The organism is Pseudomonas sp. S44 (assembly GCF_016624805.1).
Taxonomy (GTDB): Bacteria; Pseudomonadota; Gammaproteobacteria; order Pseudomonadales; family Pseudomonadaceae; genus Aquipseudomonas; species Aquipseudomonas machongensis.
The window spans coordinates 133,370-155,898 of sequence record NZ_JACVTY010000002.1; the positions used below are offsets into that span (position 1 = coordinate 133,370).

At 57.9% G+C, this 22,529-nt stretch carries 26 protein-coding genes, 4 tRNA genes and 1 pseudogene; 14 read left to right on the forward strand and 17 right to left on the reverse strand.

The window, feature by feature from the left end:
* Positions 1 to 73: 73 nt before the first annotated feature.
* The 4 genes from IAE40_RS03740 to phnN all read left to right on the forward strand — a co-directional run bounded on the left by IAE40_RS03740 (position 74) and on the right by phnN (position 1,219).
* Positions 74 to 149, forward strand: a tRNA-Asn gene (locus tag IAE40_RS03740).
* A gap of 4 nt (positions 150 to 153) precedes the next feature.
* A tRNA-Pro gene (locus IAE40_RS03745) sits at positions 154 to 230 on the forward strand.
* A 6-nt stretch (positions 231 to 236) separates the two neighbouring features.
* A tRNA-Lys gene (locus IAE40_RS03750) sits at positions 237 to 312 on the forward strand.
* Positions 313 to 658: 346 nt separating this feature from the next.
* Positions 659 to 1,219, forward strand: a complete 561-nt coding sequence (phnN, locus tag IAE40_RS03755) for a phosphonate metabolism protein/1,5-bisphosphokinase (PRPP-forming) PhnN (protein WP_200602692.1) — start codon at positions 659 to 661, stop codon at positions 1,217 to 1,219.
* 104 nt (positions 1,220 to 1,323) lie between these two features.
* On the opposite strand, the gene IAE40_RS03760 is transcribed toward phnN, so the two are convergent.
* The 3 genes from IAE40_RS03760 to IAE40_RS03770 form a co-directional block, all read right to left on the reverse strand.
* Positions 1,324 to 2,619: an NAD(P)/FAD-dependent oxidoreductase gene (locus IAE40_RS03760; RefSeq protein WP_054895236.1), complete on the reverse strand. Its 1,296-nt coding sequence runs from the start codon at positions 2,617 to 2,619 to the stop codon at positions 1,324 to 1,326.
* An 84-nt stretch (positions 2,620 to 2,703) separates the two neighbouring features.
* Entirely contained in the window at positions 2,704 to 2,877 is a 174-nt protein-coding gene (locus tag IAE40_RS03765) for a DUF3094 family protein (protein ID WP_054895237.1), read from the reverse strand.
* Between the two features lie 143 nt (positions 2,878 to 3,020).
* The gene (locus IAE40_RS03770) at positions 3,021 to 3,650 is read right to left on the reverse strand and encodes a DUF1780 domain-containing protein (protein WP_054895238.1); all 630 of its coding nucleotides are present in this window, start codon (positions 3,648 to 3,650) and stop codon (positions 3,021 to 3,023) included.
* Positions 3,651 to 3,762: 112 nt separating this feature from the next.
* On the opposite strand from IAE40_RS03770, the gene IAE40_RS03775 reads away from it, so the two are divergent.
* Positions 3,763 to 4,458 (forward strand): energy-coupling factor ABC transporter permease, encoded by a 696-nt coding sequence (locus IAE40_RS03775; RefSeq protein ID WP_200602693.1) that lies wholly within the window; start codon positions 3,763 to 3,765, stop codon positions 4,456 to 4,458.
* Positions 4,459 to 4,636: 178 nt separating this feature from the next.
* On the opposite strand, the gene yacG is transcribed toward IAE40_RS03775, so the two are convergent.
* The 4 genes from yacG to IAE40_RS03795 are packed head-to-tail and all read right to left on the reverse strand — an operon-like array spanning position 4,637 to position 7,533.
* Positions 4,637 to 4,837: a DNA gyrase inhibitor YacG gene (gene yacG, locus IAE40_RS03780; protein ID WP_054895240.1), complete on the reverse strand. Its 201-nt coding sequence runs from the start codon at positions 4,835 to 4,837 to the stop codon at positions 4,637 to 4,639.
* On the reverse strand, positions 4,834 to 5,457 hold the full coding sequence (gene coaE, locus IAE40_RS03785; protein WP_054895241.1) for a dephospho-CoA kinase: 624 nt from the start codon (positions 5,455 to 5,457) through the stop codon (positions 4,834 to 4,836). The genes yacG and coaE overlap by 4 nt, the downstream gene beginning before the upstream one ends.
* Positions 5,457 to 6,323, reverse strand: a complete 867-nt coding sequence (locus IAE40_RS03790; protein ID WP_200602694.1) for a prepilin peptidase — start codon at positions 6,321 to 6,323, stop codon at positions 5,457 to 5,459. Before IAE40_RS03790 ends, coaE begins: the two co-directional genes overlap by 1 nt.
* 1 nt (position 6,324) lies before the next feature.
* Positions 6,325 to 7,533 (reverse strand): type II secretion system F family protein, encoded by a 1,209-nt coding sequence (locus tag IAE40_RS03795; protein ID WP_200602695.1) that lies wholly within the window; start codon positions 7,531 to 7,533, stop codon positions 6,325 to 6,327.
* Between the two features lie 213 nt (positions 7,534 to 7,746).
* Between IAE40_RS03795 and IAE40_RS03800 the strand changes: the two genes are divergently transcribed.
* Together IAE40_RS03800 and IAE40_RS03805 are read left to right on the forward strand one after the other, a co-directional pair.
* Positions 7,747 to 8,187 carry a pilin gene (locus IAE40_RS03800; protein WP_200602696.1) on the forward strand — a complete coding sequence of 147 codons (441 nt, stop codon included), beginning with the start codon at positions 7,747 to 7,749 and terminating at the stop codon, positions 8,185 to 8,187.
* 52 nt (positions 8,188 to 8,239) lie between these two features.
* A tRNA-Thr gene (locus IAE40_RS03805) sits at positions 8,240 to 8,315 on the forward strand.
* 818 nt (positions 8,316 to 9,133) lie between these two features.
* Here IAE40_RS03805 and rclC read toward each other — a convergent pair.
* Positions 9,134 to 9,733, reverse strand: coding sequence for a reactive chlorine resistance membrane protein RclC (gene rclC / locus IAE40_RS03810; protein ID WP_112897383.1), 600 nt, complete (start codon positions 9,731 to 9,733; stop codon positions 9,134 to 9,136).
* 172 nt (positions 9,734 to 9,905) lie between these two features.
* On the opposite strand from rclC, the gene IAE40_RS03815 reads away from it, so the two are divergent.
* Positions 9,906 to 10,853 carry an AraC family transcriptional regulator gene (locus IAE40_RS03815; protein ID WP_200602697.1) on the forward strand — a complete coding sequence of 316 codons (948 nt, stop codon included), beginning with the start codon at positions 9,906 to 9,908 and terminating at the stop codon, positions 10,851 to 10,853.
* A gap of 50 nt (positions 10,854 to 10,903) precedes the next feature.
* Here IAE40_RS03815 and IAE40_RS03820 read toward each other — a convergent pair whose 3' ends face one another.
* Positions 10,904 to 11,164: a DUF2790 domain-containing protein gene (locus IAE40_RS03820; protein ID WP_200602698.1), complete on the reverse strand. Its 261-nt coding sequence runs from the start codon at positions 11,162 to 11,164 to the stop codon at positions 10,904 to 10,906.
* Between the two features lie 365 nt (positions 11,165 to 11,529).
* Between IAE40_RS03820 and IAE40_RS03825 the strand changes: the two genes are divergently transcribed.
* Both IAE40_RS03825 and IAE40_RS25980 read left to right on the forward strand, forming a co-directional pair.
* Positions 11,530 to 11,880, forward strand: a complete 351-nt coding sequence (locus IAE40_RS03825) for a putative quinol monooxygenase (RefSeq protein WP_200602699.1) — start codon at positions 11,530 to 11,532, stop codon at positions 11,878 to 11,880.
* Positions 11,881 to 11,980: 100 nt separating this feature from the next.
* Positions 11,981 to 12,103 (forward strand): hypothetical protein, encoded by a 123-nt coding sequence (locus IAE40_RS25980; protein ID WP_196759878.1) that lies wholly within the window; start codon positions 11,981 to 11,983, stop codon positions 12,101 to 12,103.
* An 8-nt stretch (positions 12,104 to 12,111) separates the two neighbouring features.
* Here the strand turns inward: IAE40_RS25980 and IAE40_RS03835 are convergent, their stop codons facing one another.
* Complete coding sequence (locus IAE40_RS03835; protein WP_200602700.1) at positions 12,112 to 12,615, reverse strand: Lrp/AsnC family transcriptional regulator; 504 nt, start codon at positions 12,613 to 12,615, stop codon at positions 12,112 to 12,114.
* A gap of 138 nt (positions 12,616 to 12,753) precedes the next feature.
* Here IAE40_RS03835 and IAE40_RS03840 point away from each other — a divergent pair, with 138 nt between their 5' ends.
* Positions 12,754 to 13,689 (forward strand): DMT family transporter, encoded by a 936-nt coding sequence (locus IAE40_RS03840; RefSeq protein ID WP_200602701.1) that lies wholly within the window; start codon positions 12,754 to 12,756, stop codon positions 13,687 to 13,689.
* An 88-nt stretch (positions 13,690 to 13,777) separates the two neighbouring features.
* Here the strand turns inward: IAE40_RS03840 and IAE40_RS03845 are convergent, their stop codons facing one another.
* Positions 13,778 to 14,908: an L-dopachrome tautomerase-related protein gene (locus IAE40_RS03845; protein WP_200602702.1), complete on the reverse strand. Its 1,131-nt coding sequence runs from the start codon at positions 14,906 to 14,908 to the stop codon at positions 13,778 to 13,780.
* A 51-nt stretch (positions 14,909 to 14,959) separates the two neighbouring features.
* Here IAE40_RS03845 and IAE40_RS03850 point away from each other — a divergent pair, with 51 nt between their 5' ends.
* The gene (locus IAE40_RS03850) at positions 14,960 to 15,850 is read left to right on the forward strand and encodes a LysR family transcriptional regulator (protein ID WP_200602725.1); all 891 of its coding nucleotides are present in this window, start codon (positions 14,960 to 14,962) and stop codon (positions 15,848 to 15,850) included.
* Positions 15,851 to 15,889: 39 nt separating this feature from the next.
* On the opposite strand, the gene IAE40_RS03855 is transcribed toward IAE40_RS03850, so the two are convergent.
* From IAE40_RS03855 to IAE40_RS03875, 6 genes and pseudogenes are all read right to left on the reverse strand, one after another.
* A complete protein-coding gene (locus IAE40_RS03855; RefSeq protein WP_063542979.1) occupies positions 15,890 to 16,678 on the reverse strand; it encodes a glycine betaine ABC transporter substrate-binding protein in 789 nt (262 codons plus the stop codon).
* A gap of 12 nt (positions 16,679 to 16,690) precedes the next feature.
* Positions 16,691 to 17,842 (reverse strand): L-dopachrome tautomerase-related protein, encoded by a 1,152-nt coding sequence (locus tag IAE40_RS03860; RefSeq protein WP_200602703.1) that lies wholly within the window; start codon positions 17,840 to 17,842, stop codon positions 16,691 to 16,693.
* A 27-nt stretch (positions 17,843 to 17,869) separates the two neighbouring features.
* Complete coding sequence (locus IAE40_RS03865) at positions 17,870 to 18,877, reverse strand: zinc-binding alcohol dehydrogenase family protein (protein WP_153772551.1); 1,008 nt, start codon at positions 18,875 to 18,877, stop codon at positions 17,870 to 17,872.
* A 180-nt stretch (positions 18,878 to 19,057) separates the two neighbouring features.
* Positions 19,058 to 19,168 (reverse strand): annotated as a pseudogene (locus IAE40_RS25690) (carboxymuconolactone decarboxylase family protein); the annotation flags it as partial.
* A 2-nt stretch (positions 19,169 to 19,170) separates the two neighbouring features.
* The gene (locus tag IAE40_RS03870) at positions 19,171 to 19,935 is read right to left on the reverse strand and encodes an SDR family oxidoreductase (protein ID WP_063542985.1); all 765 of its coding nucleotides are present in this window, start codon (positions 19,933 to 19,935) and stop codon (positions 19,171 to 19,173) included.
* A 25-nt stretch (positions 19,936 to 19,960) separates the two neighbouring features.
* Positions 19,961 to 20,755, reverse strand: a complete 795-nt coding sequence (locus IAE40_RS03875) for an SDR family NAD(P)-dependent oxidoreductase (protein WP_112897402.1) — start codon at positions 20,753 to 20,755, stop codon at positions 19,961 to 19,963.
* A 105-nt stretch (positions 20,756 to 20,860) separates the two neighbouring features.
* Between IAE40_RS03875 and IAE40_RS03880 the strand changes: the two genes are divergently transcribed.
* Both IAE40_RS03880 and IAE40_RS03885 read left to right on the forward strand, forming a co-directional pair.
* Positions 20,861 to 21,805, forward strand: coding sequence for a GlxA family transcriptional regulator (locus IAE40_RS03880; protein ID WP_112897404.1), 945 nt, complete (start codon positions 20,861 to 20,863; stop codon positions 21,803 to 21,805).
* A 66-nt stretch (positions 21,806 to 21,871) separates the two neighbouring features.
* Positions 21,872 to 22,420 carry a TetR/AcrR family transcriptional regulator gene (locus IAE40_RS03885; protein ID WP_232233582.1) on the forward strand — a complete coding sequence of 183 codons (549 nt, stop codon included), beginning with the start codon at positions 21,872 to 21,874 and terminating at the stop codon, positions 22,418 to 22,420.
* Positions 22,421 to 22,529 lie beyond the last annotated feature (109 nt).

Sequence of the window (22,529 nt, forward strand, 5' to 3'; positions counted from 1 at the left end):
TCAGCAGCGACAACGCTAAAGAGATTGAAGCTAACACAAGCTTCGAAGCTGTAAGAGTTGTACGAAGTTCAGTTCCGCGATAGCTCAGTCGGTAGAGCAAATGACTGTTAATCATTGGGTCCCTGGTTCGAGTCCAGGTCGCGGAGCCAATTTCGGGGTGTAGCGCAGTCCGGTAGCGCGCCTGCTTTGGGAGCAGGATGTCAGGAGTTCGAATCCCCTCACCCCGACCATTTTCCGGGTCGTTAGCTCAGTTGGTAGAGCAGTTGGCTTTTAACCAATTGGTCGTAGGTTCGAATCCTACACGACCCACCATGTAAAAAGGGCATCTCGAATGAGATGCCCTTTTTCTTTTGTCTCAAGAAAATCATTTCGTAACTCGCGGCTGTTTTCCTGGGTAGCAACTGTCCTGTTCAAAATCTGAAGGCCAGCCACAATCTCTGTGGCAGCGGCCGACTTGGCGCGCTAGGGGCTGCTGGATATCCTCCCAGCGATTATCATTCGACCAGCCTGCTGCCGTGTTCATTCTCGGCACAGCCGAGCAAAGCGGCATCGGTTTGCCCCGTATTGTGCCAAAGGGTCAGTGCTGTGAGGGTTGCATGACCGTGGCGATATCCGCGTCGGTGCGGCAGGTATGGCGAGAAGCGAAGAGGGTGTACTGATGGCAGGCAGGTTGATTTACCTGATCGGGCCGTCCGGATCCGGCAAGGACAGCCTGCTGGACGCCGCCCGCGAACAACTGACAGCGCGTGGCTATCGCATTGCCCGGCGGGTCATCACCCGGTCTGCCGAAGCGATGGGCGAAGCCGCCCTGGCGGTGAGCGCCGCACAGTTCGAGCAGATGCGCGGGGACGGCGCCTTTGCCCTGCACTGGCAGGCCAATGGCCTGCATTACGGCATTCCACGGGGCATCGACCAGTGGCTGGGGGAAGGGCACGACGTGCTGGTGAACGGCTCGCGTGGCTACCTGAACACGGCGCGGCAGCGTTATCCGAATTTGCAGGTGGTACTGCTCAGTGTCGAACAGGACATCCTGCGCCAGCGCCTGCTGGCGCGGGGACGTGAGTCGCAGGAGGAAGTGGAGGCGCGCCTGGCGCGTAATGCCCGCTTTGCCAGCGAAGCGCGCGAGGCCGACCCCGGCTTGCTGGTGCTCGACAACTCCGGGCCACTGGCCGACACCGTCTCGCGTCTGCTCGCGCACCTTGAGCGGCCATGCAACTGACCCTGCCTGGCCTCTGCCCTGCCGATCACGCCAGAGCTTGCGGCACCTGCGCGGCGACGTGCTCGCAAAAAGGGCCGCAAAGCGGCCCTCGTGATCTCAGCTGATCAGTGCAGCTTCAGGCGCGGCTCGGTGCCGCGGCCGATCTTGCTGCCGATCATCAACATCGCCGTGCGGAACACCCCATACAGCGCCATCTGGTGCATGCGGTACAGTGACACATAGAACATCCGCGCCAGCCAACCCTCCAGCATCACGCTGCCGGTCAGGTTGCCCATCAAGTTGCCTACCGCCGAGAACCGCGACAGCGACACCAGCGAGCCGTAGTCCTTGTACGCGTAGGTCGGCAATGGCTTGTTCTCCAGCCGCGCCTTCAGGCTCTTGGCCAGCATCGAAGCCTGCTGGTGCGCCGCCTGCGCCCGTGGCGGCACATTGCGGTCGCTGCCTGGTTGCGGGCAGGCGGCGCAGTCGCCGAAGGCGAAGATGTCGTCATCCCGCGTGGTCTGCAGCGTAGGACGCACCACCAGCTGGTTGATCCGGTTGGTCTCCAGGCCGTCGATATCCTTGAGGAAGCCTGGCGCACGAATACCTGCCGCCCACACCTTCAGGCTCGCCTGGATCACTTCGCCGGTCGCGGTTTTCAGGCCTTCCTCGGTCACTTCGCTGACCGCAGCGTTGGTCATCACCGTCACCCCGAGTTTCTCCAGGGTCTTGTGCACCGGCACGCTGATGCGCTCCGGCAGCGCTGGCAGCACGCGCGGGCCAGCCTCGATCAGGGTGATGTGCATGTCCTTGGGCTGGATGCGGTCCAGGCCGTAGGCCGCCAGCTCGTGGGCTGCGTTGTGCAGCTCCGCCGCCAGTTCCACACCGGTCGCACCGGCGCCGACGATGGCCACGCTGATCTGCTCGCTGGCCTGATCGCCCGCGTGGGCGCGCAGGTAGTGGTTGAGCAGTTGCTGGTGGAAGCGCTCGGCCTGCTTGCGGCTGTCGAGGAACAGGCAGTGCTGCGCCGCGCCCAGGGTGCCGAAGTCGTTGGTGTTGCTGCCTACGGCGATCACCAGCGTGTCGTAGCCCAGGGTGCGCGCCGGCAGCAGCTCGCGGCCTTCTTCGTCGAGGGTCGCGGCCAGCTGGATCTGCTTGCCTTCACGGTCCAGGCCGCTCATGCGCCCCAGCTGGAAGTTGAAGTGGTTCCACTTGGCCTGGGCCACGTAGTTCAGCTCGTCTTCCGAGGAGTTCAGCGAACCGGCAGCCACTTCGTGCAGCAGCGGTTTCCAGATGTGCGTCAGGTTGGCGTCGACCAGAGTGATCTCGGCGCGCTTGCGCTTGCCGAGGCTCTTACCCAGGCGGGTCGCCAGTTCCACGCCGCCGGCGCCGCCGCCGACAATCACGATGCGATGAGTCATGGGGATATCTCACAAGTTTTACGGAATTCCTGGACACAAGGTCCGGCCGCTGCGTGCAAGAGAGGAGGGCGAGCGCAAGGCAGCTCATAGCACCAGTCCACTCAGCAAGCGGCTCAACAGGCCCAGACCAATGGTCACGATCACCACCAGGGCAAGGAGCAGCCAGGGCCTGAAAGGCTTGCGCTCGACTTGATGCTGGGGGGCTCGCAGATACTCATCGACGCGACGCTGATCTTCCGGATTCAGGCGGCTGGTCATGGTGGGCCTCGTGGGTAGACGCTTGGGATGACGAGAACGCTACAACCTTTCCTGCAGCGTTATCGCAAGCACGTGAAACAAATGATAATACCTTTCATCTCCGCCGCCGAGTGTACGCCATCGCAAAGACACCCGGCACGCGATCAAAGACTGATACCGACATCGAACAGAATACTGCGCCCCAGGTTGCCGCGCAGGAAATCCGGCGCGTCTGGGTGGGCGAACAGCACCCGGGCGAAGGTCGGCCCTACCAGCGACAACGAGCGCCAGCCCTGGCGCAGGTATTCGGTGGGCGGTGGGAAATGGCTGTTGAGGTCGAGCACCTCGCGCTTGAGGCTGGCGAAGGCGATGATGTCCAGCTCGCCCAAGTCCAGCCCGCGCTCGCGATAGTTGTGCGCCTTCTTGCGCAGGGTCGGGGCCAGGCGCGCGAGCAGCTCCTGTGCGCTGATTCGCCGGGGGCGCGCCTCGCGGCGCACCAGTTGGGCCAGGGAGAAGGCACTGCGCCGACGCTGCAGCTCCTCGCGCCATTCGTCGTTGAGCCGACGCCCTTCGTCGAGGACGAAGAACACCTCGAACGCCGCATCGCGAAACAGCACGTCAGGCGGCTCCTGGCCGGCCGGGGTGAAGTCCTCGCTGCGGTAGGGAATGTTCAACCCTTGCAGCAGGCGCTGGCAGACCCAACGCTCACGCTCCCATTTGCGGGCATTGGACAGGAACGCGTTGGCTTGTTCGGCCTGGATGGTAAGCAGGCGCAGGTAGTCTGAGTCATCCATGGGAACAAGCTTAGCCTGCAATTGTGAAGGATAAGGGCTTGTTTGTTCGTGGGAATCGTCATCAGGGAATGGGTGTAGACTCGAAAGCATCCGGCATGCACGCGAGGTCGCGGTGATCAGCGCACAGGTCCTGTCCTCCACCAGTCTCACGCTTGGCTGGCTGGCCTATGTTCCCCTGTTGATCTGGGCGGCCAGCCGCACCCGTTGGGTCGAGCTGTTCAGCGACCCGCGCCGCCAGCACCTGCTGTTCGGCACCGTATTCGGCCTGTTCGCGCTGTGGCTGGTGCGGCGCGATTTCGACACCGGCGTGTCCTACCACTTCATCGGCATGACCGCCGTGACCCTCCTGCTGGACTGGCCGCTGGCCATACTCGGCGGTTTTCTTGCCCAGCTCGGCCTGCTCGCCCTCGGCCGCCAGGACCTGGCAGCGCTGGGCGTCAACGGCCTGTTGATCATCGGCTTGCCGGTGCTGGTCACCGAGATGTGCGCGATCCTGGTCGAACGCGCCCAGCCGCGTAACCTGTTCGTCTATATCTTCTGTTCGGGATTCTTCGCGGCCGCCCTGGCGACCCTGCTGTGCCTGATGGCCGCGTTGGGTGTGCTATGGCTGGACGGGCTGTTCGCCATGCCCGAGTGGCTCAGCGATTTCGTCGGCTACCTGTGGCTGATGATATTCCCCGAGGCCTTCATCAACGGCACCGTGATCAGCGCCCTGGTGGTGTTCTGCCCCGAGTGGCTGGAAACCTTCAACCGCACCCGCTATCTGCAGGCCCCGTGGAAGGATGAAGAGGGCGAGGGGAAGGACTGAATCGCCTCTAAAACCCCAGTGGAACCCTTTCTAAAAATCCCTGTGGAAATGATCTGTGGGAGCAACTGGCTTGCTCAAAATAAAGACCAGCCCAATCCCTGTGGGGGCGGCGGTTCGGCGCTCCGACTTGTCCCGCGATCACCGGCAAAGCCGGTGCCATCCCCACCCCCTCATCAAATCAATGCCGAGGCTCAAGATCCCCCGAATACAGCTCATCCTCCGACTCCGGCGCCGCTGGAATCTTGTGCTCCTCGGCCGCCCAGGCCCCCAGGTCGATCAGCTTGCAGCGATCGGAGCAGAACGGCCGGTTCGGGCTCTTCTCGCTCCATTCCACAGGTGCGCCACAGGTCGGGCAATCGACGGTCATTGGCTGGCTCAAGGCTGGCCTCCTCGCAAAGTCAGGTAAAAGGCATGCAACTGGTCGATCTGCTCATGCAGCCACGGCAGGTCGCGGTCATTGACCACCACATCGTCGGCATGGCGCAGGCGCTCTTCCCGCGCCAACTGCGCCTTGAGAATCGCCTGCACCTGCTCCTCGCTGGTGTTGTCACGCTGCAGCGTGCGCGCGATCTGCAGCGCTTGCGGCACATCGATCACCAGGATGCGCTGGGTCTTCTGGTACTGCCCCGACTCGATCAGCAGCGGCGACACATACACCGCATAGGGCGACTCGGCCTTGGCCAGGTAGCTGAAGATCTCCTGCCCGATCAGCGGGTGCAGCAGTTGCTCGAGCCAGCGCCGCTGCGCAGGGTCGGCAAAGATCTGCTGGCGCAGGGCCGAGCGATCAAGGGTGCCGTCATCCAGCAGCACGCCCGCACCAAAGCGCTCGACGATGCTCGCCAGCGCCGGCCGACCCGGCTCGACCACCCAGCGCGCCGCCTGGTCGGCATCCACCAGGTGCACGCCAAGCTCGACGAAACGCTCGGCGGCAGCGCTCTTGCCGCTGCCGATGCCGCCGGTCAGTCCGAGAATCCAGGGGGTAAATGCAGCAGTGGTCATCAGTATCCGAGCAGTTGCATGTAGGAAGCGTATATTTCATCACCCCAGAGCCATGCGATCCAGCCCGCAATTGCCAGATAGGGCCCAAAAGGCATCGTCGTCCCCAGCGAAGCCTTGCGCAGCCGCAGCAGGCACAGCCCGATCACCGCCCCCACCACCGACGACAGCAACAGCGTCAGCGGCAGCACCTGCCAGCCGCCCCATGCGCCCAGCAGCGCCAGCAGCTTGAAGTCGCCATAGCCCAGGCCCTCCTTGCCGGTGACCAACCGAAACAGCCAATACACCGACCACAGGCTCAGGTAACCGACCACCGCACCCCACAGCGCATCGGCCAACGGCACGAATACCCCGAAGGCATTGACCACCAGCCCCAGCCACAACGTCGGCAGCACCAGCACATCCGGCAGCAATTGATGCTCCGCATCGATCAGGCTCAGGGCCAGCAGGCACCACGTCAGCACCATCGCGAACAGCGCCTGCACGCTCACCCCGAAATGCCAGGCCACCACCAGCGACAGCCCCGCGCAGGCCAGCTCCACCAGCGGATAACGCAGGCTGATCCGCCCCTTGCACGCCGAGCAGCGCCCACGCAGGGCCAGGTAACTCACCACCGGAATGTTTTCCCACGCCCGAATCCGATGCCCGCAGCCCGGACAGTGCGAGGCCGGCAGGTACAGGTCGAAACGCTCATGCGCCTCCACCGGCATCCCCAGCACCTCACGCGCCTCGTTCTGCCACTGGCGTTCGAGCATCAGCGGCAACCGATGCACCAGCACATTCAGAAAGCTGCCCACCAGCAGCCCGAGCACGGCTGCACTCACCAGGAAGAACCCTGGCTGGTCGGCAAGAAAAGTCCACAGATTCATGTCAGATCAGGCTACCCAACTGGAAGATCGGCAAGTACATGGCCACCACCAGGCCACCCACCACAACACCGAGGACCAGCACGATGGCTGGCTCCAGCAGGCTGGTCAACTGCTCCAGCGCCTGCCCGACCTGTTCCTCGTAATGACAGGCCGCCTTGTTCAGCATCGCTTCCAGCGTGCCGCTCGACTCACCGATCGCCGTCAACTGCACCAGCAGTGGCGCGAACAACGGCTCCAGCGCCATCGCCTGATGCAGTCCCAAGCCATTGGCCATGCCCTGACGCAACTGGCGGATCGCCCGCTCGTGCAAGGCATCGCCGCTCGCCGCCGCCACGGTTTCCAGCGCATCGAGCAACGCCACCCCCGAACCATAGGCTGTCCCAAGGCTGCGTGCGAAGCGCGCCAACGCCGCATGGCTCAACAAGCGCCCGAACACCGGCACCCGCAGCGCCTGGCGAATCATCCACAAGCGCCCCGGCAAGTGCTCCCGATACAGCTTGCGCACCGCCAGCCCCGCCACACCGAATATCCCCAGCACACCGAGCAGATGCCGCCCCAGCGCGTCAGACAATTCGATAACCCACCGTGTAAAGACCGGCAATTCCTTGCCCACCCCCGCAAACATCCCCTCGAAGCGTGGCACCACCTCCAGCAACAGCAACGCCGACACCCCAAGCCCCGTCAGCAGCAAAATCAGCGGATACAGCATCGCCTTGCGCACCCTGCGCCGCAGCGCCTGACGCCGTTCCAGCAGGTCTGCCAACTGCTCCAGTTGCCGATCCAGCGTCCCCGACTGCTCCCCGACCCGCACCAGGTTGCAGTACAACGCATCGAACCAACACGGGTGCCGCTGCAGCGCATCCGCCAGCCCCAACCCTGCAGAAACATCCTGCTGCAAGCGCCCCAGCAACCGCACCATCCCAGCGTCTGCACCACTGCGCCCCATCACCTCGAACGCCTGCAACAGCGGTACCCCCGCTTTCAACAGCGTCGCCAACTGACGCGAAAACCCCGGCGCATCCACCTTCTCCCGCCGCAGCGGCAGCTTCCAACCTCGCCCACCCGCTGGCCACACCCGCGCGCCCTTGATTCCCTGGCGCAACAACCCCGCCTGCACGAATGCCGGGCTACGCCCCTGCATCTGCCCACTGACCCGCGCCCCCTGCGCATCTACGCCTCGCCACGCATACAACCGAGTCGAATCCTTCATTCGCCAGCTCCTTGCCACACCCGACAAGCCCCGTAACAGCTTGCCGCGCCCATCCCAGGGCAGAAATTCCAGACGCTCACTAGAGTAGTTGAGCGGACACGACGTCCAGCCACGCAGGGGTGACAAAAGGTGTCCATTGGGCTCTACTGCGCCCCAGCCGACCCCGGCCCGCCCAGCGGCTCGAGGCCTGACCGAATCGACAAGGAACCTGTTATGAAAGGGCAACGCGGTATCACCCTCATCGAACTGATGATCGTCGTCGCGATCATCGGCATCCTCGCGACCATCGCGATCCCCATGTACACCAACCACCAGGCCCGCACCAAAGCAGCGGCCGGCCTGCTGGAAATCTCCGCGCTCAAGACCCCAATGGACCTGCGCCTGAACGAAGGCAAGGACGTCGCCGACGTTACCGCGCTAGGCGGGCAACCCACGACCAACCACTGCGCCATCGTTGCCAGCGGCAATGCCGCCGCAGGCACCGGTAGCATCGTCTGCACCCTAGCGGATGCGCCTGCGAACGTGGTGGGCAAGCGCCTGACACTGACCCGCGCGGCGACCGGGTGGACGTGCAGCACCGACATCGAAGAGGATCTTGCGCCCAGCGGCTGTGCAGGTTCGGCGGGGCAGGGTGGGGCGCAGGGTAATAAGTGAAGGGAAACAGGGGTTTGCGTATGGATGGCGGCGGTGGTAGCTTTGCGGACACGCCGGTGTAGCTCAGTCGGTAGAGCAGCGCACTCGTAACGCGAAGGTCGCAGGTTCGATTCCTGTCTCCGGCACCAGTAAATTCGGGCCCTACGAAGTCCTTTTTTCAGTGATCTAACTGACCGTCACACCAGCCTGACAGCAAAAAGCCCCGCGCAGTTTTTACTGGTGGAGCTTTTTTCATTATTAGATTCAACGATACCAAAGTGAATCCGGGATGAGAAATCCTTATGCCTTTGGCTTTTGGTGCCTAGCCGCTACGCTTTTGCTGCTCACTGCAGCAATTGGCGTCAGCCGCGATTAGCGCTGCCGAGATGAAGGACATAATTGCGGCTGGTGGGCGCCTGGTCCACCGCGGCACAAGCCGTCACCTCTCTAGCGCTAGTCATTTTTGCTGTGCTGGGCTTCAACACCTGGAAGCGCCAAGTACGAAAAGGGATGAACGTGGTTTGGACTGTGATGGCTGCGCTTCACAGGGGCGACGTTAGCTTTCAGCGCGTGGCTACCGAGCTACTCGTGTCAGGCACCCCTGTTGACTTCGACGTCGTAAGGTATCGAAACGACCGGGCGCTGGGAGGGTATCTCAAGGAGCTTGAGGAGCAATGCGTTTTCGAGCCAGTTACGCATATCTGGACACGGCGCAAGCAGTCATGGCTGGTGCTGCCAGGGACTATCGCGCAATGGCAGGAGAGCCCGACGCCAGTAGCATTCGCCGCAGCACTAGGGCAAATGAGTCTGCTCTTTCATGAGTGAATGTGGCTCGCCGAACGGCAAATAGTCAGGTACGACTACGTCCGCTATGGGTCGAAAGCAGCCGGTCACTACTGACCGCGATCGACCCATGGATACCTTTTTCTCGACCGCGCGTAGCGCTGGCTCGGGGCGGGAGGGCTACCTAACCACTCACTCTCTTCTTATCCAGATTGATCAGGCTGGTGCCATTAATTAGCTGCTTAGCAGAGTCAGCAATCATCAACACACTACCTGCCAGCATCAACACATCCTTCAAGACCAAGCGTCCAGCTCCAGAAAGGTACGGGAAGCCGAATTGAGCATCTCCTAGATTCGCTACCCACGCTTCAGGCGTTGTGATCAGGAACGACAGCGTCACGATGGGTGTGAGGAAAGCGAGCACAGCTCCCGCGAGCCCCAGCTTCGGTGAGACAAGGTAAGCCAATACCAAAAACCCTATGCTGATCTCGACCACGCCCAGTCCATTTGAGAAGGCATAGGTATGGTTGGCAACTTGCCAAGCACGCTGCGCTAGGTCGAGCTGGCCTTCATGCGTGAAGTGCTCCCGATAGGCCTCTGGGTGTGCATAGAGGAACGAGAAGAATGGGCTGTTTGCCACAAATGGAGTGATGCTGTCAGCCTCGTAGGGCACGAATTTCAACGCACCAATCCACAGGAAAACAATGGCCACGCCAAAGCGAACGAGATGAATTCCAAGCTTATCCAGGCGGCTTGCAATGACCAGCAGTTGAAAGGGACTCATGGTGTGATTCCTTGTGGTTTCAAGATGAGTCCATCCTAAGAAGATTCCGCTTCGCGATTTTGCCGGATGCGCTCCGCCTTTTTGCCAATCGTCTCACTCATCGCCTTTGGCGACTGCGCTTTCCCCTGGGTTGGTTTAAATTGCGCCCGGATAGCCTTCTGAAGAGATGACCATGACGACGTTAGACAAACTCATCACGCTTGCTGATGTGCGCGGCAGCATGGATCTGCGTTGCCATTTTGCGGGGCGTTGGTCGATTGGCCATCAGCCGGATGAGCTCGGTACTGCGCGTTACCACATCGTCCTCTCAGGCCGCTGCCAATTACGCTTGCCTGACCACAGCCTTATAGAACTCAACGCGGGCGACATCCTGTTGCTCCCACACGGCACCGACCACTGGCTTCAAAGTGATTCGGATGTTGATCAGCCAAATCGTCCGGTGGTCGTTCGCGAGGGGCTTTTACCCTTGCATCGGTTAAAAGGCGAAGGTGAGCCCTTGGATCTGCTATGTGGGAGGTTTATTTACCAGCCAGGCTCATCACTTTTCGAGGCGCTGCCTGAGTACATCCATGTCAGCTTGAGTTCAACACAGTCCGCTTCTGCGCTCTCTGCAATCACTGGACTGATTCGTAGCGAAGCCGAAGTCAACCACCATGGAGCTCGGTCTATAGTTGATGCCCTGACTACCGCGCTGTTCACAATGGTTCTGCGGTCATGGCTGGATACCAGCCCACCTGTTGAAAGTAGCATCTGTCTTCTGGCCGACCGGCGTCTATCCAAGGTATGGCATGCGTTGTTAGAGGATCCCTCAGATGCCTGGACCGTTGAGCGCATGGCAGAAATGGCCAACATGTCGCGCGCCAGCTTTATTAGGGCCTTTACGCGCATAGCAGGTTGTCCTCCGGGAACCTTGCTGGTTCGAATCAGGATGGAAATCGCATGCTTGCTGTTGGCAAAGACGGACTCTGGTTTGAGTGATATCGCTTTGGAGGTGGGTTACCAAACGCAGGCGTCATTCAGCAAAGTCTTCAAGGATGTGCTGGGGCAGACCCCTGGACAATATCGGCGAGAGCGAAAGCTGGGTGAATTGGAGGCTAGGCTCGCTAAGGATGCGGATTGACTTCGCGGTGGGCCCGGCGCATTGCGACGGGCCAATCACCAAATCGTATATCAGCTGTCTTGGTGAGTTTCAGCGACGCGTTTGTAGTAAAGGTCGTGCTCTACCCCCGCGTGATCACGGTACACCAGCTTCACCGTTTCCAGCGCCTGTGAAGTTTCGGACTGATCCACAACGTCTTGCGAGACTACTTTATCCACGTCAATCACGTCACCGTAGCGGTACTGGTGAGCGTCTGTGTCCGGATTGTTGCCTTGTGCTACCGCGAAAGCGGCCGGGGTCATTAAGGCGAGTGCAACAATGAATTTTTTCATGATCATCTCCAATTTGTTTGCATGAGCGGCGTGTCGCTCGTTTGTTGGCGGGATCTATTCGACTCCCTTGATGACCATGCTATTGGCGAAGCTGCACGAGCTCTTTCGCTTTCGGCTCAGGTTCTTGTCCAATCATCTCAGGTAGCTCAGCGCACCGTTTTGCCGATAGATCCGACCTTCCGGAGTGCGATGCTTGCCAGAGCAGACGTTAGGAGTAAGGCTGCTCCTACCCTTGAACGCGCGGGCTACATCCAGGAGCAACAAAGGGACTTTCGTCAATTTGTTGAAACTGTTTCGCTACCCTTTGGGTTTCACGTGCTAGTGGAAGTGATCAAGCTAAGGTATCAACAAACTGGGTGCTCGGCATGACTAGTACGATTACCGTTGTAGCGCATATCCCCGCAGATCCATCATCAGTAGCTGAGGTTCACAGCGCTCTGCTAATAGCTGTCGAAGCGACGCAGTCAGAGCACGGGTGTCTTCATTATCGTCTTTTTGAAAACATGGACACTCAAGGCCACTGGACCATGCTTGAGCTTTGGCAAAATGATGATGCGCTGACTCAACATACACTCGGTGAGGCGTTTAAAAATTTAAGCGCGGCTATCGACGGCAAAGCGAGTGTCCAGGTTTTTCGCTTGGCTCCAGCTGCTTCTGCTGTACAGGTGGAGACTGTTGTAAACCCAAACTTCTGGCTTGGAAACGGTTTGCCATGAGCTCTAAGCTAACGTAGCGTCTCAGTTTGGTTTCGGACTTTTCAGGTTCTCAGGTGAGACATAAGTTAGTGGAGGCCAGAACTTTTAAGTGTTCTTGGCGGTGGCTGAAGCCAGTCATTTTACTAGCGCCACATTTTCCCTAAATATTGCCGTCCCAACGCTGAGTCGATGGATCAAGGAAATGGAGGAAGAGTTCACTCCTCGGTTGAGGAGCGAAAGATAGAACGAACGTTAGTTATTGCTCGCTGAAGTGCGCCCTCTCAAGTGATTCGTGGGCAGTGCAGTCGTATATTTAACTTGGCTAAGTGCGAAACTCGATTTGATGCTTGCCACAACGGGTATGGTCGTCAAACAGTCAAGCAGTAGCGTCTGATACTTTGTCAGGTCTTCGCTTACCACCCTCAGCATAAAGTCCGCCTCGCCGCTCATCAAATAGCACTCCATCACCTCTGGGCGCTCCCTGATCGCGTTCGTAAATACTTCTAGAGACTGCTTGTCCTGGAGTTTGAGCGACACGTGTACGAATACATTTATTGCAAGGCCGAGCGCTGCAGGATCAACTAGTGTAACGGCGCCTCGCAAGACCCCACTTACCTTCATCTCTGAGACACGTCGCCAGCACGGCGAAGTTGAAAGCCCTACCATTTCAGCGAGTTCGGCATTGCTTAACTCCGCGTTTTCTTGGAGTGCATCAAGGATACGCAGGCTAGCGTCATCGAGCTTTGAGCGGCTCATGGTGAATTTTTCCTCTGCATGAGAGCTTTCCAATGAAATGTACCGGTATTTCTACTTTTGAGGAAGAGATAGGTACGTTTTTTCGCGTGCTCAAAAATATCATGGTGCTACGTAACTAGATTGCAACGAGGTGGCACCATGCGCGCTTCAACCCAGCAAGTGTTTAAGACTCGCTCCAAGAATTTCGGGATATCTTCAACTTACGTTTGGCTTGGTGTCATGGTGCTTCTGTGGGGAAGTAGCTGGCCGGTTACTAAGCTTGCATTGCATGACGTACCTCCGCTCTGGCTGGCTACCATTCGTTTCGCCAGTGCCGCGGTTTGTCTTGTTGCTTATCTGGTCGCGAGAGGACAGCTCAAGCTTCCCGTTAGAGGGGATATGCCAATCATCGCAAGCGTGGGTTTGTTGCAGATGATGGCTTTCACAGGTCTGGGTATGGTGGCGATGGTTCATGTCGATACTAGCCGCGCTGTGCTCTTGGCATACACAACGCCACTGTGGTGTGTGGTTGTCGCCTGGGTCATGTTCAGTGAAATGCCCTCTCGGTTGCAGATTGCAGGGCTTGTCATAGGGATGTCAGGGATCGCGGCTGTGTGCTCCCCAGGAGAGCTCGAATGGACAAACGGGGAAACAGTGTTGGGGGCAATATTCCTGCTTCTTGCAGCGGTCAGTTGGGCAATTGTCATCCTTCACGTGAAACGTCATCGGTGGGTGACCCCGCCTCTGGCGCTTGCCCCGTGGCAGATGCTCTTGGCTACCATACCGTTGGCGATTGCAGCATATGTCAGCGAAGGCCCACCGACATCCCTTGTCTTGGATAGGAAACTGGCTGAGGAATTGTTTTTCATTGGTCCGATTGCGACATCGGCGTGCTTTGTGATCTCTGCGGAGTACGGACGGCGAATTTCGACGTTTGGCATGTCAAATTTCACCCTTGGGGTACCCCTGATTGGAACAGTGTTCTCTTGCTTGGCTTTTGGTGCGACCGTTTCCACCATGTTCCTTGCCGGGCTCGGCCTGGTGGTTTTGGGGGTCGTGGTTTCTGCATTAGCTTCGCGCTCCCGCCGGACCTAAACCATAAAGGTTGGCGGAGGCTTTTCGATAAACCCGTTTCAGAGCTCGCAATGCACAAGGCATCGGCTCTGAAACGGGTGCAGTGAGGTTACTTAGGGTCTATACGATAGACGCTCAGTGGTCGCTCGACCTTCGATGCGCCATTGTTGAACAAGCCTACTCGATCAACTTGTGCTGCCGGCAAGTACAATCTGCCCTGGTTGTCGAACGCCGGTGCATCGACCCAGTGCAGGCGACTGTCCAGTGCAATGGTCTGAATGGTGCCGTCAGTGGCGATTCGCTTGACGCTATCCTCAGCCAGGTCACTGAAGTAGAAATTGCCCTTGCTGTCCATGACTGTTCCACCGACCGGCGGCAGGTCTCGCCAGAACTCGACATGTTTGATGAGCTCAGCCTCAGGCAGGTTGGCGTCATCCAGCCAGCGCGTTTCAATCTTGTGCCAAGGGCCTTCCAACGGTGCAAAGTAGAGCCATTTTCCGTCCGGGGATACTTCAAGGGGATCGGAGTGCACCCTCAATGCTGTCCCATCTGGCGCTCTGACTACTTTGCCGCTCAGGATAATGTCGCGGTTCTTGGGTGCGCGTACAGCAGGACTGGTCGTTAAGACGCGCCGGGCTTTGTTGGTTTCGAAGTCCAAGACAACGATGCCAGGAACGCCAGCGTCCGTCAGGTAGGCATGCTTGCCATTGAGGCGGATATCGTCGATGTAGCTATGTTCTTGAGCGATGCTGCTGTCGAATGGGATGACCTTGATCACTTCGCCGCTTTTTAGGTCAACGACCACGACCTTTGCACCACCTGGAATGACTTTACCGCCGAAGTCAGTTACGCCTGCATCGACAATCCACAGCCGGCTATTGTCATCAACACGCATTGCATTGACATTGACGAAGCGCTGTTCGGCCGGAATGGTTGCGTCATTGCTATTCCAGCGCTCATTTGGAAAGGGATGGGGCTGGCCTGCTGGGTCTAGCTTCGATACGGATGGCCCCGCTGAGCCAGTCCATTTTGGGCCCGATACGTATAGGCTTCCGGCGCTGTCCACAGCCACCGCATTCCATACGGCATTTGCCGATTGGGCTACCACGTGAAGGGTTGGCGGCACTTCGGCGTGGGCTACACCGATCAAGCCTGCCATCACAGCTGTTAGTACAAATCGTTTAGAGAAGGTCATTGCAAGTTCCTGTTTGAAGGGCTGGGCAATGATCATTTTTCCCATTACGCTGAAAAACCTCGCCATCACGTAAAGAATTTCGTCAAAGTGAAGAAAATCATACGAATCGATGATCTGCAGGTCTTCGTATCGACGGCTGCTGCGGGTAGTTTCTCCGCCGCGGCGCGGTTGCTTGACATCTCGCCCGCCTTGGCGAGCGGTGCCATTCAGCGTCTGGAAAGCAACTTGGGCGCGAGATTGTTTGTTCGCTCGACGCGTCGGTTGAGATTATCCGATGATGGCGAACGCTACTTGCCGCACGCGCGGCAAGCCTTGGAAGCACTTGATAATGGTGAGGTAGCGTTGACCCAGGGCCGTGACGAGATCGCTGGCACTATTCGTTTGTCGATGCCATCTGATCTCGGCAGGAACGTGTTGCTCCCATGGCTAGATGAGTTTCAGCAAACGCACCCCATGGTACGTCTGCAATTGCGGGTTAGTGATCAGGTGGCCGATCTGGTGGGGGAACATCTGGACGCTAGTATCAGGTATGGACAGTTGAGTGACTCGGGCCTGGTGTCCTTAGCGCTCGCACCGATGAACCGCAGAACAGTCTGCGCCTCGCCGGCGTATCTCGCGCGTCATGGTATGCCGGAATCTCCTGAGGCGTTGAGCGGGCATAATTGCCTGAGATATGTAATGGGCGAGCAAACTTACGAGCGTTGGAGCTTCAATTTTCCACAGGGAGTGCGGACGGTTCAGGTGACGGGTGATCGAATCAGCGATGATGCCGACATTGTTCGACGTTGGGCTGTCGCCGGATTGGGGATCGTTTACAAGTCCAGGCTCGATGTTGCTGAGGATCTTCGTAGCGGCCGTCTGGTTGAGCTATTCCCGGAAAGCTATGGGCAGCCGGCGCCGCTTCAGCTGGTATGTGCCCATCGCACATCGCTCACGCCGGCCATCCAATCGCTTAGAGCCTTTCTAGCAAAACGTTTCGAAAGCTAGTCGGGGCTCAGTGGCGGGGCACGGGGCCCTGCTACTGATTCAAGCTCCCGCCGGTGCCGACTGACGTGCGAGCCAGATGTCTGCAGCTTCCAAGGCTGAAAGCTTTTTGTGACGGATAAGAAAATCAAGCTCACTGACCGCGGCATTGCCAGGTTGTAGCGAGATTAGGTCCTCAATCAGCTCTTTCGGCATTTCTTGCACAACGTCACTGGCGGCAATGAGCGTTGCTTGATCTTCACCACCCAACAGCCCGAGCGGTTCATCTAGGGCTCGGATTTGATAGGCATGGTGCAAATATTGAGGATGCCACAGCGGCACGACAAACCATTCCCGCTCGGCATAGGATTGCTCATAACGATTGAAGCAATCAGCCTCGGTGCCTTGCGCAAAAAAGTAGCCTTCAGCATCCAACGCGTATTGCGTCACCATGGCTTTGGAAAAGCGACTGATACCAGCACCAGGGTTTATGCCTTGGATGCGGCGGCTCATCCGCTGGGCAACATCCGGCCTCAGCAGGTCTGCAATCGTAGCGACCTGATCCTCCGGTACATAATCAGGTACACCCCAAATGCAGAATGGGTTGTATAGAACTCCAAGGGAAGTGCTCGGTTTCTTGCAAGCTGCCAGGTAGGCACCGTGGCTGGCTGGCAGCCAGGCTGATACGAGCATCTCTACCTGTCCTTCGCTGTACAACCGGAACATTTCCTCATGAGGCGCTGTGCTGACGTCCACCAGATAACCATGTCGCTCTAGCGTACGCTGCACAAGCGCTGCGCTAGCGGCATGGAAGCTGAGGTCGATGTAGCCCAAGCGAATGTGCTTTTGCATGTCATTTCCTTATCAATGCGTTTGCGCAGGCTTGGCGTCGATCTTGACGCGCATCAGGCTGTAAGGTTTCACCCGTTTGTCTTGGCCATCGTTGAAGCCAGGTGAGCGGTGCAGCTGGTTGGCAGTGAAGTACAGATATCCGTCTGGGCCGATCGACAACGTATCCGGCCAAAGGACTCGCGAATCCTCAACCACGGTTTGCCAAGTGCCATCGGCAAGGCGTTTGCGGATGGAGTTGTGCTCATAATCCCCCGCATAGACTGCACCGTTAGCATCAGCCTCAAGACCGTCGGAGGCGCCTTTTTCACCAAGGTCAACAACTGCTTGTTCAAGTTCGGCTTCGCTTACATTGGGGTCTCGCAACAAAGCCGTTGGAACCGAATACAGGTGTCGACTCGAAAGCGGACAGAAATACAGCGTCTTACCATCGCTCGACAGGGCGATGCCGTCCGAGGCTACGGTCAGCAATCCTGATTTACCCTGCGCGTCGCGTGTGATGAGTGCTGGTTTCCCTTCGATGACAGGTCGGAACTCAGGGTCTACGGAAGTCGATTTGGCCCCGCTGAGGCGGCGGGTTGCCGTACCGCTGGCCAGGTCCAGCACGATGATTCCACCTGGCCCTTTTACCGACGAATCGGTGACGTAAGCGGTACCTTCCTTACCTACGCGAAAATCAAAACGTACGTCATTCACATAGGTAGTTGGCAGAATCACTTCACGCGGGAACACAACTGTTTTCACGATCTTGTTGGTGTTCAAGTCGATTGCGATCAGCTTGGCTCCACCTGCCTTGGGCTCGGAGAAGGCGGGAGCGGCTGTATCCAATACCCAGACACGCCCTTGACCGTCAGCTACGACGCTCTGCACGCTGATGAACCCGGCGGCCGGATCCTTGGCGTTTTCCACATTCGTTTTCAGGTCCGGGTAAGGAACCAGATGGCCCTGTTTAATCTCCGCCACGGTGTAGGGTACTTCATCTCCCCAACGAGGGAAGTTGATGAAGATCCGACCCGTTTCGGTGACGGTCACGCCTGTAGGCATGGCGCCATTGAAAGCGAAAACACGTTCGGGGTTGGTGCCTGTGCCCGAGGCGGTATCGGCCATGGCCATTGCACTGAGCGAGACCGCGACAGCCACGCCAGTGGCTTGGAAGAAAGCTTTCATATGCTTGTCCTTGAGCGTATCTGCGGGTTAGAAACCTTCGAGAACGATCTTGCCTTTGGCTTTACCGCTCTCGATCAGAGCATGGGCGCGCTTCAGGTTATCTGAGCCGATTTTGCCGAAGTGTTCCCCAATGGTGGTCTGGATGACGCCGTTATCGACCAGCTCGGAAATTCTGTTCAGCAATTCATGCTGTTTGATCATGTCTGCGGTTTGATACAGAGAGCGCGTGAACATGAGTTCCCAATGCAGCGAAAGCGATTTGCGCTTGAGTGGCATGACGTCCAGTTGTGCTGGGTCATCAATCAGCGCCAGTTTGCCTTGCGGGCGAAGCACCTCAACGATCTGGTGCAGGTAGGTTTCGGTGTGGGTCAGGCTGATAACGTAGTCGACCGGGTTGAGTTTCAGGTTTTCAAGCTGCAGCGGGATCGAGGCGGAGTGATCAATCACATGGTGGGCGCCCAGTTCTTGTACCCAAGACTGGGTCTCTGGCCGCGACGCTGTACCGATGACGGTGAGTTGGGTAAGTTTGCGGGCCAGCTGGACCAGGATCGAGCCAACCCCGCCACCGGCGCCGATGACCAGCAGGCTTTGTCCTTTACCACCGTTCTCCTGAACGCCCAGTCGATCGAACAACAGCTCCCAGGCAGTAATGGAGGTCAGCGGCAAGGCTGCGGCACTGGCATTGTCCAGGCTACGTGGTTTTTGGCCGACGATGCGCTCATCCACCAAGTGAAATTCGCTGTAGCTACCAGGACGATCGATCGCGCCGGCGTAAAAAACTTCGTCGCCAACTTTGAACAGTGAAACGTCGCTGCCTACTTCACGGACGACACCAACGGTATCCCAACCCAGCACTTGGACCTCTTGGCTGGTACTGCGGGCTCGCACCTTCGTATCTACCGGGTTCACCGCAATCGCCTTCACTTCGACAAGCAGATCTCGAGCACCTGGGGTGGGCTTCGGCAGGTCCGTTTCGAACAGGGAACGAGCGTTTTGGATCGGCAAACCAGCTTCTTGGAAAACTACGGCTTTCATATGAGGTTGTCCTTTACAGGTCAGAGAGTGATGTCAGGCTAACTCCCTTCGTAAGCCTCAAAAACTAGCTAACCCGAGGAAGACTTTCGCCGTTTCGCTGAAGGTTGAGGCGATCAGCCATTCACGGAATGGCTGATCGTTTTAGGAGGCGCGCACACGTCGCTTAAGTTAGGCGTCCGATCAGATCGCTTTCGGTGGGAAATCGATATCTGTTTTCGCCACGTTGTTCAGGTAGTTCGTCAAGGTCAGCAGCGAGACCTGCGCGATGACATCAACGATTTTTGCATCGCTGTTCAGGCGACAGGGATAGGGTTTGCGGCCAGTGCCTCGTTGAACTGGTTGATCAGTTCATGCTCGTTTGGCCCTTGGTTGGCTCGTATTGGTACGACGCGGTCAACCAGGACTTCGGTTGTCGCTGTCTCCAGTTTTTCCAGGGTCTCTTGGATGAATTCGTCCAGCGGCATGGCGCGTTCATCACCACTTTTGTGAATCAGATCGGTGTCGACCCATGGCGGTGCGATTTCCAGAACCTTGACGCTGGTATCGCGCAGGGCAAAACGTTGCGATAGCGAGTAGGAGTGAATCGCCGCTTTGGTCGCTGAATAGAGGGCTGTCGCGGCCAGTGGCAGATAGGCCAGTACCGAGCTGTTGTTGATGATGTAGGCATCGGGTTGGCGCTTGAGATGTTCTACAAACGCTGCGCTAACACGCACCGGGCCCAGCAGGTTGGTTTGCAGCAGCCCTACCGCCTGCTCATCGTCATAATCGCCAGAGCCTGGGTTGTCGAAAGGCATGATGCCGGCATTGTTGATGATGACGTTCAGCGAGGGATGGCGACGGATAACCTCTTGTGCGACATCCTTGATCTGCTGGGGATCATTGATATCAAGCTGAACGGTGTCGATGCCGGGATTGGAGCTGGCGATTTCATCCAGCAGCGATTGGCGTCGGCCCGCGATGATGACTTTGTTTCCACGCTGGTGGAACGCTTCGGCCAGAGCGCGGCCGATGCCCGAGGTGCCGCCAGTAATGAAGATGGTGTTCGCGCTAGTTTTCATGATTTGTATCCCTTCAATTGATTGATTAAACGTCGTAACGCGGAGCGAGTTTGTTGCTGGAGAGATGTCCGAACAGCGCCTTGCGGCTGCTTTCGTACAGCTCGAAATGCTGTATGTCCTGCATGGAGGGGATGGAGATCAGGACACCGTTGTCGAAGTCTTGAAGGGCGCCATCCACCAGATCGGTTGCTGACATCACGATGTTGGGATCAAGGTTCTCGACGGGCAGTCCCCCGATTTCCCAGAAATCGGTAGCCGTAGCTCCTGGCAGTACCGCCTGAATCTTGATGCCCTGTTCTGTCAGCTCCTTGTGCAGCGACTGAGTGAAGGCCGTGACGTAGGCTTTGCTTGCGCCATACACGCCATTCAGAATTTCCGGTGCCAGGCTGACGATTGATGAGATATTGATGATTGCGCCCTGTTGGCGAGCGATGAAGCCCGGAACTGCGGCGTAGGTCAGTCGAGTGAGTGCCGTGACGTTGAGGCTGATCATCTCGGCCATTCGCTCCACATCGCTGTCCAGCAAACGGGTGTGAGTACCGATGCCTGCGTTGTTAACCAACAGATTGATGCTGGCGTCTTCGCGCAATTTGCGTTCCACTCGCGCCAGGTCCGCTGCGTTGGCCAGGTCTGCGGGGAAGACTTCAACGCTCTGCTGAGTCTCGTTGGTGATGCGGCTCGCAAGAGCGTTCAGGCGATCACGATTGCGGGCGACCAGAATCAGGTCATAACCACGTTGAGCCAGGCGGTCTGCGAAAATTGCGCCGATGCCGGTGGATGCGCCTGTGATCAGGGCGGTGCCTTTGTATTCCTGAGTCATGGTCCAGCTCCGTTGTTTGGGTGTGGAGCCATGATGCAAAAAAATAGATTTGTCTTAAACGACGCATATGGTCATGTTTTAGGACGTCGCAATCGGAGCACGGTTATGCATCGAATCGGCTACTTGGTCACGGATGGATTTCAGGTGATGTCTCTGGCCACCCAGGCGGTTTTTGAATTCGCGAACATGGTCGCGGGCGAGCCTGTGTACCGGATTCAGAACTACTCGGTGTCAGGAGGGACCATTCGATCATCCTTGGGTATGCACATCGATACGCTGGCTTTGGATGATCCAGGGCTTGCAGATAGCTGGATGATCACAGGTACACTCACTCCGCTTACGCCTCCCGCTGCAGAGGTTCTGTCCAGCGTGCAGGGATTTGCCCAGGGCTCCAGGCGCATCGCGGGCATCTGCACAGGAGCGTTCGTCTTAGCTCAAGCGGGTGTCCTCGATAACCGACGTGCGACTACTCATTGGGCATATGCCAAGACTCTTCAAAGCATGCACCCGAGCATTGAGGTGGAAGAGGATCGAATCTTCATTGTGGACGGCCCTGTTTGGACCTCTGCAGGAATGACCGCGGGCCTCGACATGGCATTGGGGATGGTGGAGAAGGATTTGGGAACGGAGCTTGCGAAATCGGTGGCCCATAAGCTCGTAATGCACCAACGCCGATCAGGAGGGCAGTCTCAGCACTCTGAATTGCTTGCTCTGGCGCCCAAGTCTGATCGCATTCAGAGCGCTTTGGATTATGCACGTAAGCATTTGAACAGGGCACTGAGTGTTGAAGAGCTCGCGGAAGTTGTTCATCTGAGCCCAAGGCAATTCACGCGCGTCTTCACTGCCGAAACTGGTCAATCACCTGCGAAAGCGGTGGAGAGTCTACGACTAGAGGCAGCTCGGCTAATGATCGAGCAGAGTCGCCATAGCCTGGACACGGTAGCAAGGGAAACCGGGTTCAGGGATCGTCGACACATGCGCGAGGTCTTCATCCGAGGTTTTGGGGTTCCCCCGCAAGCCGTTCGCCGCGATGCTAGGCGAGTCGGATAGAAATCGCTTTCCTATCCAACCGAACGGTTCGATACTGGGATCATGTCGACCGTTTAGGTACCGAAAATGGGACGCCCTCGAAAATTCAATCGTGAGACGGTTCTGGAGAAGGCACTGCCCGTGTTCTGGCAGTACGGCTACTCCGGCACCTCTCTTCATCATCTTGAGCAGGCTACGGGCGTGAATAAGTCAGGCCTGTATTCAGAATTCAAGGATAAGGATGATCTGTTTCTGAGCGCTTTGGCGTATTACTACGCAAACCGCGGAGCACCAGAAATCCTGACTGCTCAGCCGCAAGGATGGGCAAATATCGAGCGTTTTCTTCGGCTTGGCGACCCTCAAGCTAACGGGTGTATGGGCTGCTTTTCGGTCAATGCGCTACGTGAGTTTCCCGTGCTTTCCGATCAGGTCCGTCAACTGCTCGTGGATTGTCATCGTCGCCTGCTCCCGCAAATCGCTGACAACGTAAGGGCTGAGAAGACCCGACTGGCTCCAGAGATTGTTGCGGACATCATCATGGTGTTTTTCTCTGGGGTGTGCGTTGAAAGCTGCTTGCCTGCTGATGGGACTGGCGATCGGGTCAGCCACTTCATGGAAGCGTTGCGGGCTCTCTGAGCAAGACCTATCACCTTTTTGAACCGAATGGTTTTTTCTCTTGCGCCTGAGTTTGGGTCGCCCTATATTGAACCGATCGGTTCTTAACGGGGCAGTGCAAGACGGTCTT

What these genes read in the sequence shown, in the direction of transcription:
- IAE40_RS03845 (WP_200602702.1), bottom strand. Translation starts at nt 14,908, where the DNA reads ATGGGAAAAATGATCATTGCCCAGCCCTTCAAACAGGAACTTGCAATG.
- IAE40_RS03865 (WP_153772551.1), bottom strand. Translation starts at nt 18,877, where the DNA reads ATGAAAGCCGTAGTTTTCCAAGAAGCTGGTTTGCCGATCCAAAACGCT.
- IAE40_RS03835 (WP_200602700.1), bottom strand. Translation starts at nt 12,615, where the DNA reads ATGAGCCGCTCAAAGCTCGATGACGCTAGCCTGCGTATCCTTGATGCA.
- IAE40_RS03880 (WP_112897404.1), top strand. Translation starts at nt 20,861, where the DNA reads ATGCATCGAATCGGCTACTTGGTCACGGATGGATTTCAGGTGATGTCT.
- IAE40_RS03840 (WP_200602701.1), top strand. Translation starts at nt 12,754, where the DNA reads ATGCGCGCTTCAACCCAGCAAGTGTTTAAGACTCGCTCCAAGAATTTC.
- IAE40_RS03885 (WP_232233582.1), top strand. Translation starts at nt 21,872, where the DNA reads ATGGGACGCCCTCGAAAATTCAATCGTGAGACGGTTCTGGAGAAGGCA.
- IAE40_RS03825 (WP_200602699.1), top strand. Translation starts at nt 11,530, where the DNA reads ATGACTAGTACGATTACCGTTGTAGCGCATATCCCCGCAGATCCATCA.
- coaE (WP_054895241.1), bottom strand. Translation starts at nt 5,457, where the DNA reads ATGACCACTGCTGCATTTACCCCCTGGATTCTCGGACTGACCGGCGGC.
- IAE40_RS03860 (WP_200602703.1), bottom strand. Translation starts at nt 17,842, where the DNA reads ATGAAAGCTTTCTTCCAAGCCACTGGCGTGGCTGTCGCGGTCTCGCTC.
- IAE40_RS03760 (WP_054895236.1), bottom strand. Translation starts at nt 2,619, where the DNA reads ATGACTCATCGCATCGTGATTGTCGGCGGCGGCGCCGGCGGCGTGGAA.
- phnN (WP_200602692.1), top strand. Translation starts at nt 659, where the DNA reads ATGGCAGGCAGGTTGATTTACCTGATCGGGCCGTCCGGATCCGGCAAG.
- rclC (WP_112897383.1), bottom strand. Translation starts at nt 9,733, where the DNA reads ATGAGTCCCTTTCAACTGCTGGTCATTGCAAGCCGCCTGGATAAGCTT.
- IAE40_RS03770 (WP_054895238.1), bottom strand. Translation starts at nt 3,650, where the DNA reads ATGGATGACTCAGACTACCTGCGCCTGCTTACCATCCAGGCCGAACAA.
- IAE40_RS03800 (WP_200602696.1), top strand. Translation starts at nt 7,747, where the DNA reads ATGAAAGGGCAACGCGGTATCACCCTCATCGAACTGATGATCGTCGTC.
- IAE40_RS03875 (WP_112897402.1), bottom strand. Translation starts at nt 20,755, where the DNA reads ATGACTCAGGAATACAAAGGCACCGCCCTGATCACAGGCGCATCCACC.
- IAE40_RS03820 (WP_200602698.1), bottom strand. Translation starts at nt 11,164, where the DNA reads ATGAAAAAATTCATTGTTGCACTCGCCTTAATGACCCCGGCCGCTTTC.
- IAE40_RS03815 (WP_200602697.1), top strand. Translation starts at nt 9,906, where the DNA reads ATGACGACGTTAGACAAACTCATCACGCTTGCTGATGTGCGCGGCAGC.
- IAE40_RS03795 (WP_200602695.1), bottom strand. Translation starts at nt 7,533, where the DNA reads ATGAAGGATTCGACTCGGTTGTATGCGTGGCGAGGCGTAGATGCGCAG.
- IAE40_RS03790 (WP_200602694.1), bottom strand. Translation starts at nt 6,323, where the DNA reads ATGAATCTGTGGACTTTTCTTGCCGACCAGCCAGGGTTCTTCCTGGTG.
- IAE40_RS03765 (WP_054895237.1), bottom strand. Translation starts at nt 2,877, where the DNA reads ATGACCAGCCGCCTGAATCCGGAAGATCAGCGTCGCGTCGATGAGTAT.
- IAE40_RS03870 (WP_063542985.1), bottom strand. Translation starts at nt 19,935, where the DNA reads ATGAAAACTAGCGCGAACACCATCTTCATTACTGGCGGCACCTCGGGC.
- IAE40_RS03855 (WP_063542979.1), bottom strand. Translation starts at nt 16,678, where the DNA reads ATGCAAAAGCACATTCGCTTGGGCTACATCGACCTCAGCTTCCATGCC.